The organism is Parapedobacter indicus, from assembly GCF_900113765.1.
GTDB lineage: Bacteria > Bacteroidota > Bacteroidia > Sphingobacteriales > Sphingobacteriaceae > Parapedobacter > Parapedobacter indicus.
The window spans coordinates 143,315-154,740 of record NZ_FOQO01000013.1; the positions used below are offsets into that span (position 1 = coordinate 143,315).

Consider the following 11,426-nt stretch of genomic DNA (forward strand, 5'->3'; position numbering starts at 1 on the left):
TTTGTCCCAGATATACCTATTTGCGGTACGCAGAGGGTGCTACCCCATAAAGCTGCTTGAAATATTTACTGAATGGTTTGGGATTGCTGAACCCGACTTCGTAGGCAATTTCGGCCACGGTAAGCCCCGACTGCTCCAGCAATTGTGCGCCCCGGCGCAGGCGGATATTTCGGATAAATTCGGAGGGTGTATGCCCCGTTAACGTAACGATCCGTTTGTAGAGGCTTACCCGACTTACATGCATCGCCTCCGCAAAAGACTCCACCGAAAAACCGGCTTCCCCCATATGCTGCTCCACCGTCTCCAGTGCTTTCCGTAGAAACAGTTCGTCGGTCGTCATTACCGGCTTCTCGGAAGGGAACACGTCCAGTTTCTTTTTATAGGCTTGCTCCATCGAAGCCTGTTGTTTCAACACACTTTCCAGCTTGGAACGTGCTTCCTGTCGCTCTCGCTGCAGCGCGAAACGTGTTTTTTCCCGCGTTCGCTCAATATACCGGATCAATAGTATCGTGCCCAATCCAAACGCAACATATAGAAAATACGCCCATCCGGTTTTCCAGAATGGGGGACGGATGGTAAACGTTGAAAGGGTGTACGGCTTGCTCCAGTTCTCCCCGTCCTCGGACACCATCACCCGGAATGCATACTTACCCGGATCCAAATTGGTAAACGTTGCCTTGCGGGTACGTCTATCCATCAATACCCACTCGGAGTCGAACCCTTCCAATTGGTAGCGGAAATAGGCTCGGTCTTTATTGAGAAAATAGAGTGAAGCAACCACAAACCCCACGGTATTCTGGTCGTGGGAAAGCCTTAGTTGCCCACGGTCCAACCATTGGGATGCGTCTACACTGCGGTTGAGTAACTGGAAATCGGTAAGGACAGGTAGCGTCAGCGTTTGGGGTGGCGATTGGATGTGTGCGGGATCGATGCTATTGAATCCCGAAGGACCGCCGAAAAGCAATTCCCCCGTAGACAACAGGCACGTAGCGTCTTCATTGAATGCGTTGCCTTGTAATCCATCGCGCCGATCATAGCTCCAAAAGCGCCACTGTCCGGGGGTGGTTTTTTCCTCCCGAATGGCGGAAATACCTCTCGCCGTGCTGACCCAAATGGTCCCTTCCTGATCTTCCACCACGCCTAATATCGCATTGTCCGGCAGTCCATCTTCCATGCGAAAAGACCGAAACAAACCGGTAGCCGCATCGTAGAGATTGAGACCATCCCGTGTAGCCACCCAGATCCGACGCTTACGATCTTCGATGATCTCGTTTACATGATCGTTGCTGAGTGCCCCCGGCTTGTTGTCCTTATAGGAAAATAGCGTAAACGTCCCATCCGGATTAAGCAGTTCGACACCGTTGGCGGTACCGAACCAAACCCCGCCCCGTTGATCCTCCGTGATGGCCGAAATGTACGCCGATAGGGTAAATCCCTGTTCTCCATACCCCAGCCGGGTGAAGCAGCCTGTCTTTCTATCAAACCGCGCCAATCCAGCATTGAGCGTTCCGATCCAAAAACGCCCTTGGGTATCTTCATAAATCTCCCAAACACTGTTGTCGGGGATGGACGTGGAATCGAGCGGATCATGCAAATACCGCACAAACCCACGGCCATCGAAGCGATTGAGCCCACCGTGATACGTGCCGACCCAAAGCGTTCTCTCGCGGTCGATGTACAGGTTAACAATCACATCGCTGCTGAGGCTGTGCGGATCCTGCGGATCGTACCGATATTGAATGAAGCGGTTGGTCCGTCGATCGAAATAAATCAGTCCACCCCCATTGGTTCCGATCCAAACATTCCCCAATGAGTCTTCGACAAATTGGTTAATATCGTCAAAGGGCAATACGGCTTCTCCCCTCCCCCGCTGTCGTTGGAACAAAGCAAACTGAATCTGGCTGGGGTGGTAGTAACTGACACCCCGCTTGAAAGTACCTGCCCACATAATTCCGTCGCGATCACAGTAGAGGGCCATGATGCTATTTTGGCTGATGGTCCGATCGTCGTATTCGTCATGCAGTAAGTAAGAAACCTGTTTGGTATTGGGATTCACTAAATTCACGCCGCCGTGATCCGTAGCGATCCAAATGTTTCCATCGGCATCTTCGGCCATCCCGAAAATAATCTGATTATTCAAAGGGATGATGTTAGATGCCGTGGTAAAGTGCAGCGGTGCGGTGCGAGGTGCGGGCCACCAATAAACCCCCAACGATAGGCCGGACGCATATACCCAGGGTTGTCCGCTGCGGTCCATAAATAGCCGAAAGTCGGCTCCCCCTTGGTACGTTACCTCACGATCGTTCAACTGGTAACTGATGGGGTGGTCGCCCCCCAATTGACATACCGTCCCTTTATGATCCACGGCCCACGCATTTCCCGAACGATCCAGCGCAATACCAGTGACGGAACTTGTCGGGTCTATCCACGGATACGAGGCAACCGTATGCCCCTGCTCCTCGTAGCTTGACACCCGGCCGCCAGCCTGCAGAAACCAACATTTGCCGTGAGCGGCGCGCCTTACGTCCAGCACTTCCGCTACCGGCAGCCCCATCGATTGCAGTACACTGTCTACATTGCGCGTGAACTCTTCGCGACGATCGTCGTAAATATTCATGCCCAGTTTTGTCTTCACCCACAACCGTTCCTCCGGACCAATGAACAGCCCCAATATATCACTATCACTTATACTACGAGGTTGGTTGGTTACATGCCGGAATACCTTGACCTCATGGCCGTCGTACCGGCTAAGACCCGTGGGTGTACCGAACCATAGAAAGCCTCGTTTGTCTTTCACAATGGCCGTGACGTGGTTATGCGATAGCCCATCTTCAACGTTCAATTGCTGGAACTGAACGGTCTGAGCGACGCCCCGGATGGACAACAAACATCCCCCGACAATCAAAAGTCGTACTAGCACATGTAACATAGGCCAACGAAATCAGCCAAATTTACAAAATATCACGCATTCTGTATTTGATTGCTCATTTTACCTTTTCCATCATCCGATCAAACTGTTTCATCAGCTCGTCAGATAATAAAGCCGTGGCTTGCCACTTCGGATCGCCGTAAACTCCTGCACGCGAATAATCAAATGGCTCGAAGCCAATCTTCCTAGCTATGCGCTTGCTGCGAAACTGAAAATTGAAATTATCCGGATCGACAAACAACGGATCCGCGATAATGGAATGCTTATCTTTCCCTAGCTTTTTCCACTCGGAAAAGCTCATCCCTACAAAATCCGGCGTTTCAGTACGGCGGTCCCAGAAGCAGTTTTTATCTAAGACCGTTTGCGCCTTAAGCCATGTGTCTTTTCCCATATTCATATATAGAAAGCCTGTATCGTAATAAACAATATTGTTGATAAAGGAAAACGACAGATGTTCTTCAACACGTGTAAATTGTAGCTGCGAAAGCAGGTTGAATGCAAAGATGTTGTTTCTGATGATGTTTTCTTTGCCATAGTGTTGATGGAAACCAGCATTCTTGCATTTGTATACCAGGTTATTTTCCATCGTAATCCCATAGGACCCTTCATCGGTATACAAGCCCCAGCCACCGTAACTGAATGAGTGGATATGGTGGATAACATTGTTGCTCACCGTTGTACCTTCCGAGGCCCCGAGCGTATACACCCCACCCATGTCGCTCAATTCGCCCCACCCCAAATGATGGATGTGGTTAAATGCTATTTTATTGCGTTTCGACGGACTTGGCGCATAGCCCCATATCCAACCAACGGAAACACCCGAATACCTGAAATCAGCAATGTCATTATGGGTTATATAATTATCGCTCCCGTGGAAAATGATCACCCCCACGGCACAGGGGAATACATATCCGCCGTGTTGTATGATATTATTATGTACGGTTATATGATGGGTTTCTGCCGTTTCTCCCTGATTGGTCTGCTTAAACCCCGAGGATGAATAATCCCCTATTTTGACTCCGCCACCCCCGAGGTCGTGTAAATGGGAATGCGTTATTTTTGAGTTGGAAACGCTTGTACGGAACCAGATGGCATGCTGCCCCGTATGGGCAATGTCACAATTTACAAATTCGATGTGATTGGCATGATCAACCATAACGGCGGCATCGACATAGGCAGCTGCCTGGTAGGGTTCATCTCCATTAGGAGGGGTTTGGTGGGTGGTTACTTCGAAACGCAGGTTCTCAAACCGCACCGAGGAGATTTCCTTTTCTTCGCTGCCGGTTAGGGTCAACAACTTGTCGGAGATAGGGTATATGCATTGCGTGTTTTCGATCGTTTCGCCCGGCAGAGGCATGTAGTAAAGATATCCATCGCGTTGTAGGAACCACTCACCGGGGTTGTCCAATGCTTTCCGATAGTTTTCTATCACAAAACGACTTTGATGGTCGATTAGATTCCAAGGTTGCATACTTTTACCGATGAAGTATACGGCCGAATCGGAAACCTTAATATGTTTGACCCGCTTACGCGTGTTGTCCCATTTGTGGTAGAAAATCACGAGTGCCTGATCCCATTCACTATCACTAATATCGTTCAAAATAGGCAGATCCTTCGCTGATACAACCAGTTTTTGTGATGCAAAATCAGCAATCCTGTATCCCGAAGAATCCAGGATGGTTTCCTCAAGTCTTTCTACCCGCGAGAACTGGCCCCGGTCAGGCGTTTGCGCCCTAAAACGCCGTTGACCATTTATATACAATTGTTCGAAATATAAACCGTAATGGGCAACTTCTGGTATGTAAACACGCCAAAGCCCCGGTGTCACCTCTTCAAAACGGTCCGTTGTTTTTCCACCGCATATAAGCGGTCTGTTATCTTTGGCTCCATAAAAAACTACCGGCGACTGAGGAGTACCGGAGTCTTCAGCGGTCAACTGGAATGCCTGGGTGATGTAATAGGTGCCCGATTGTACTTCGACAAAAATGGTATCCGAGATCTGCTTATCGAAACGCAACTGACGGATTTTGTCCCGTGCACCTTCAAGAGTTGCCAAAGGCTGACCCTGAGAACCCGGATTGCGATCATCGCCATCGGGCGATACATAAAGTTTTACATCCGCACGCAATGCATGGGAGATCAATAAGGTGGTCAGAATAAGGAAGAGTGATTTCATAATATTCATAATTGTTCAGCAAATTCGGGTTCATAAGGGCTAATGGGAAATCAACGCCCTAAATATAGCTAATAAATAAAGAAACTCGACATCGCTCTACTGGAGACGTCTTATTGGAGCGCAGGAAACCACCTATGTCACCGGACATTGAAGAAAAATTGACGGATATCGGCAAAATATCCGTCAATTTTTTATTTCCTTTGCATAGAATCCAATCCCAATTGGTTTTAATGCACTAATGAATGTTTATTTTATGAGAAAAGTTAGCACTAAATTTTCAATGCTATTAGCAAGTTCCGTGGCAATCGGCACCTTCTATTCCTGCCATTCGTCTGAAAACAGTTCTGGCAGTTCTGACACGGCATCAGCCCAAGTGAAAGTCGATGAATTTGCCGATCTGGAGATCCTGCGCTATGAGGTGCCAGGGTTTGACCGGTTGAGTCTTCAACAAAAAAAGTTAGCGTACTACTTGTACCAGGCAGCATTATCCGGCAGGGATATTATTTATGACCAACGCGGAAAAAACAACCTGACGATCCGAAAAACGCTGGAAGCTATTTTCAACAATGCCAAGACAGAAAAAAGCGGAGCGGAATGGGGCAAACTGAAGGAATATGCGGGTCGCTTTTGGTTCAGCAATGGCGCCCACCACCACTATTCGAACGATAAATTTGTACCCGAATGCAACCCCGATTACTTTGCTGACCTGGTAAAAGCGTGTGACCCCGCCAACCTGCCACTGTTAGACGGCGAGGACACGGAAGCTTTTATAGCCCGGATCACTCCGGTAATCTTCGATCCGAAATTGGGCGCTAAAATGGTTAATCTTACGGAAGGAATCGACCACGTAGCACTGTCGTCCAATAATTTCTATGAGGGCGTAACTCAAAAAGAAGTAGAAGATTTTTATAATGGCTTTCCGCATACCGGCCAAGATCCCGAATGGGGGCTTAATAGTAAGGTTGTCAAAGAACAGGGCCAACTGACCGAAAAAGTCTGGAAATCGGGCGGGATGTATGGCAGTGCGATCGACCGGATGATTTCGTGGCTGGAAAAGGCGATCCCACTGGCTGAAAATCCACAGCAAAAACAGGCACTTACCTTCTTGACCGAATATTATAAAACCGGCGACCTAAAAACATGGGATGAATACAATAAAGCATGGGTACAAGACACAACCGGTGTCATCGATTTTGCCAACGGCTTTATTGAAGTGTACAACGATGCGATCGGCATTAAAGGCAGTTACGAAGCGGTGCTATCACTGAAGGACTTCGAAAGCACGAAACGGATCAAAGCAATTGCCGATGACGCGCAGTGGTTCGAGGACAACTCGCCTTTGATACCGGAACATAAGAAAAAGCAGGTAAAGGGCATCAGCGCCAAAGCCATCACCGTTATTGCGGAAGCTGGTGACGCCGCCCCCAGCACGCCAATCGGCATCAACCTTCCCAATTCGGACTGGCTGCGCAAGGATTACGGCTCCAAGTCAGTTTCGCTAAGCAACATTGTCCACGCTTATAACGAAAGCAGCGCGAACAGCGGCTTTCTGGAAGAGTTTGTCGGTGATACGGCAAAATTGGCCCGCATGAAAAAATACGGCAACCTGGCCAGTGACCTACACACCGATATGCACGAGTGCATCGGTCATGCGTCTGGGCAAATCAATCCCGGTGTGGGCACGACCGACAAGACCCTGAAAAGCTATGCATCCTGCCTCGAAGAAGCGCGGGCCGACCTCGTAGCTTTATATTACATATTAGACCCGAAATTGGTAGAAATCGGCGTCATGCCTTCAGTGGAGGTGGGTAAAGCCGAGTACGACAGCTACCTGATGAATGGGCTGATGACCCAGTTAACCCGTATCAAACCGGGCGATCAGATTGAAGAAGCTCACATGCGTAACCGTGCATTGAATGCCTATTGGGTATATGAAAAAGGCAAGGCAGAAAACGTGGTGTCGTTTGAAAAACAAGAAGGCAAAACCTATGTACAGATCAACGATTACGAAAAACTGCGTACCTTATTTGGCGACCTGCTACGCGAAATCCAACGCATTAAATCAGAAGGAGATTACGAAGCAGGAAAGAATCTTGTGGAGACATATGGTGTACAGGTGAACCCTGAACTGCATAAAGAGGTTTGGGAGCGCTATGCGAAGTTGAACCTCAGGCCCTACAAAGGTTTTGTTCAACCGAAACTGATCGCAGTGGAAGAAAACGGCGAAATCACAGATGTGAAACTGGAATATACGGACGATTTTTATCGGCAAATGCTGGAATATGGGAAGGAGTACTCGTTTTTGCCACCGATAAACTAATCCATAAATTAACCTTCGAAGCATTTATGCCGTTGTGCTGCTCAGCAGCGCAACGGCTTCTTTTTTATAACCGCCGCCTTCATGTTCATAGCCTGACTGTAATCCTGAATAGGGCTCGCACCTCCCTTTTTGCTAAAAAGACTCCCTACAAAAACGGAATGTAATCGTTACAAAAACGGAGTAGATACCAAATTTGATCGTCTTTTAGTCGTGTAATTGTCGTCTAATGGTCGTCTTTTATACGACAAAATAACAACTAATATTCCTTTTATACATGAATAATAGTCTTTTTTACTCCGAGTTTTGTTCCTTTTCTTAGCCTTTTTTATTACTCGTTTGTTGGCTTTGCATTGCCAGTTTTTGGGGCCGCGTGCGTAACGCGCTCCAAGCACTTCAGCGAGCTTGTGCGCTACCTAATTTTTTTTCGTACTTTTAGCGCTCAATTTGTACATACGGATGAATACAACAACGGCGATGAGCCTGCAAGATGCGGTATACGAAAAATATCAGGAACTTTTTGACCACACACCGCTGCTGGTACGATCGCCGGGGCGTGTAAATCTCATCGGTGAGCATACCGACTACAATAATGGACTGGTGCTGCCAGCAGCTATCGACAAAAATATTGTCTTAGCGATCGGCAAGCGAGACGACCACGCGGTACACCTTCATTCGCTGGACCAGAACCAAACGTATTCCACGGCGCTGGATGAGCTGGTGCGTTCGCCGCTTCTGTGGCCGGATTACATTCTCGGCGTAGCCCAACAATTGACCAAGCGTGGGTATACGCTACAGGGTTTTAATATTGTATTTGGCGGAGATATTCCACAGGGCGCGGGACTTTCGTCATCAGCAGCGCTGGAATGCGCCACAGGATTTGCACTCAATGAGTTGTTTAACCTGGGCATCACCCGGCTGGACCTCGCGCTCACCGCGCAAGCTGCTGAAAATGAATTTGTAGGTGTCAAATGCGGCTTGATGGATCAATTTGCCAGCGTTTTTGGGCAGAAGCAGCGACTCATCAAACTGGACTGCGCAGATTTTTCGCATGAGTACATTCCGTTTAACAACCCCGAACTGCGCATCGTATTGTTTGATACTCAAGTGAAACACTCCCTGGCCTCTTCAGCTTACAATGAGCGACGCGAACAGTGTGAGTATGGGGTATCGCTTATCCAAAAACATCATTTCGAGGTTAAAAGCTTGCGCGATGCAACCCTCGAACAGCTAGACCGCTACGTAAGACCCGTGGATGAAGTGGTTTACAACCGATGCAGCTATGTGGTATCGGAAATAAAACGCCTGCAAGATGGATGCGACGATTTAAAAAGAGATGACTTCGAATCATTCGGTAAACGGATGTTTGAAACACACGATGGACTGCAGCATCTGTATGAGGTAAGTTGCGAAGAATTGGATATTTTGGTAGATCTGGTACGTAACAACGATGCCGTGCTGGGGGCGCGGATGATGGGTGGCGGCTTTGGTGGCTGCACCATCAACCTGGTAAAGGCCTCCGAAGTAGACCGGGTCGTAAAGGAAGTCGGCGAGGCATATACCGAAAAGACCCATAAAAAAACACAAGCTTACGTTGCCAATATTTCGGAGGGCACAGCCCGTCTCAATTAGGTAGCACAAATCTACTGTACGATGATGCATTATCGATTGCCAAAGACACGTGATTTTGAGCGTCAACTGGGGGATAAGCACACACACCTGGTTACGCTGGAGAACAACAGAGGAGTAGTTGTCGGTCTTTCCGACTTTGGAGCGCGTATTGTAAGTATCCTTGTGCCCGATAAGCTGGGCAATCCTACCGATGTAGTGCTGGGCTTCAATACCATCGAGGAATACCTCGCTGCGGATGAAATATATCACGGAGCAACGGTCGGGCGATTTGCAAACCGCATTGCCAACGGCCGCTTTACCCTTGAAGGAGAAACGTTTTACGTAAAACCCAATAACGGGCCAAATGCACTCCATGGGGGTGCCAATGGCTTTCAGAACCGCATATGGGATAGGCGTGTGGTATACAAAGAAAAGGCTGATTTTTATTACGTATCTGCCGATGGCGAAGAAGGCTTTCCAGGTAAACTGTCGGTCATGGTCAAATACCGCCTCACGGATGACAATGAGCTGGTCATTACCTATCGGGCGGAAACGGATAAAGCCACCGTGATCAATCTGACCAACCATGCTTTTTTCAACCTGAATGGTGAAGGCAACGAGAACGTATTGGATCATTTGCTGCAAATAAAGGCCGATGCCTACTTGCCGGTGGATAGCCATCAAATCCCGACCGGTGCAGTCGAATCCGTGGAAAACACCCCTTTCGATTTCCGAGAAATCAAGCCCATCGGTCAGGAAATCAACCTTACTAACGATCAATTGGCCATGGCCAAGGGATATGATCACAATTATGTACTCAATGCAGATGTAACGACCGTCCAACTACCCGCTGCTACCGCTATTTCACCGCTCACAGGTATCCGCTTGGATGTATTGACCACCGAACCGGGATTACAACTGTATACCGGCAATTTCCTAAATGGCAACGATAAAGGAAAACAAGGAGTCTATTACGAAAAACACGGTGCTTTTTGTCTCGAGACACAGCACTTTCCGGACTCGCCCAATCAACCGGATTTTCCCAGCACGCTGCTTTTGCCCGGGCAGGTATTTCATTCGGAAACTAGCTATCGCTTTTCAGTAGTTAAGTAAAAAAGACGCTGGATATGCAGGGTACCGCTTATCCAAGTTTGAATCTTCGTTAGAAAGGGTTAATTTTAACAACTTTTCCTCCAAAAGCCGTCTTACAACGGCAGGAGAGAGACCGAAAACTGCGAAGCCATTAGCTTAGTTTAACCATGATACTGATTGTAGACGACAAGATTGAGAATATTACCGCCCTGACTAAGATCCTGGCCTCGCAGGATTTCGACGTGGACTCGGCATTGTCGGGTGAAGAGGCCTTGAAAAAGGTGCTGAAAAACGAATATCAGCTTGTCATTCTGGATGTGCAGATGCCCGGCATGGATGGCTTTGAAGTGGCCGAAGCAATTTCGGGGATTCGCAAAACCAGTGAATTGCCCATCATCTTTCTTTCTGCAGTCAATGTCAGCAAGGCATTTATCACCAAAGGATATACCTCCGGAGGGCATGATTACCTCGTAAAACCTGTCGATCCGGACATCCTCGTGCTCAAGATACGTACCTTTATCAAGCTTCAGGAACAGACCAAGGAACTGGCGCATACCCAACAGGAACTACGTAATGAAATTGAGCAACGCAAACGCTTAGAAGAAAAAAAAGATGAACTCATGGGCATGGTAAGCCATGAAGTAAAAACTCCCTTAACCTCTGTAAAAGCGTACATCCAGCTCGCGGGCGTAGCCGTGCACAACGACCGAAAGGAAAATGCCCTATCGTTTATCAACAAGGCAGACAGCCAAATAGATAAGCTCAACCAAATGATGACCGCGCTGCTAGACATGGCAAAAATGGAAGCCGGCATGCTCGACTTTAACATGGGAGAATTCAATCTCAATCACTTGGTAGACGGCGCATTGGATATTTTTATCCAAAGTAACCCGGAAAGACAGGTAGTACGAACGGGAGATGCAGACATTACTTTGCAGGGAGATCTGCTGCGGCTCGAACAGGTAATTCTTAACTACCTATCCAACGCCGCCAAATATTCGCCCGAAACCGAAACAATACAGGTAACCATACGGAAAACAGCAGGCAACCACGTGGAGGTGTGCGTAACAGACAAAGGAATCGGCATTACTGAAGAAGACCAAACCAATCTCTTTAAGAAATTTTATAGAACTGAGCAATCGATTGCCGAATACCGTGGAATGGGAATGGGCCTTTATTTGTGTGCCGAAATCGTTAAATTCCATCGGGGAACATATGGCGTAAAAAGTAGTCCGCAGGAAGGGTCAACCTTTTATTTCACCTTGCCTATCGACCTCGATAAAACCGATTGCTAACACATC

The 11,426-nt window shown here is 48.0% G+C and carries 6 protein-coding genes; 4 read left to right on the plus strand and 2 right to left on the minus strand.

The genetic code is table 11. The features are described from left to right. Positions 1-16 precede the first annotated feature (16 nt). The gene (locus tag BMZ56_RS22535; protein WP_181127816.1) at positions 17-2,920 is read right to left on the minus strand and encodes a two-component regulator propeller domain-containing protein; all 2,904 of its coding nucleotides are present in this window, start codon (positions 2,918-2,920) and stop codon (positions 17-19) included. A 64-nt stretch (positions 2,921-2,984) separates the two neighbouring features. Further along, positions 2,985-5,105, minus strand: coding sequence for a right-handed parallel beta-helix repeat-containing protein (locus tag BMZ56_RS22540; protein ID WP_177195273.1), 2,121 nt, complete (start codon positions 5,103-5,105; stop codon positions 2,985-2,987). Between the two features lie 280 nt (positions 5,106-5,385). Between BMZ56_RS22540 and BMZ56_RS22545 the strand changes: the two genes are divergently transcribed. The 4 genes from BMZ56_RS22545 to BMZ56_RS22560 all read left to right on the plus strand — a co-directional run bounded on the left by BMZ56_RS22545 (position 5,386) and on the right by BMZ56_RS22560 (position 11,420). Next, complete coding sequence (locus BMZ56_RS22545; RefSeq protein WP_245893354.1) at positions 5,386-7,425, plus strand: dipeptidyl-peptidase 3 family protein; 2,040 nt, start codon at positions 5,386-5,388, stop codon at positions 7,423-7,425. A 456-nt stretch (positions 7,426-7,881) separates the two neighbouring features. Continuing rightward, positions 7,882-9,054, plus strand: a complete 1,173-nt coding sequence (galK, locus tag BMZ56_RS22550) for a galactokinase (protein WP_245893355.1) — start codon at positions 7,882-7,884, stop codon at positions 9,052-9,054. Positions 9,055-9,075: 21 nt separating this feature from the next. Next, positions 9,076-10,146: an aldose epimerase family protein gene (locus BMZ56_RS22555; RefSeq protein WP_245893356.1), complete on the plus strand. Its 1,071-nt coding sequence runs from the start codon at positions 9,076-9,078 to the stop codon at positions 10,144-10,146. Positions 10,147-10,292: 146 nt separating this feature from the next. Continuing rightward, positions 10,293-11,420, plus strand: a complete 1,128-nt coding sequence (locus tag BMZ56_RS22560) for a hybrid sensor histidine kinase/response regulator (protein WP_090631293.1) — start codon at positions 10,293-10,295, stop codon at positions 11,418-11,420. Positions 11,421-11,426 lie beyond the last annotated feature (6 nt).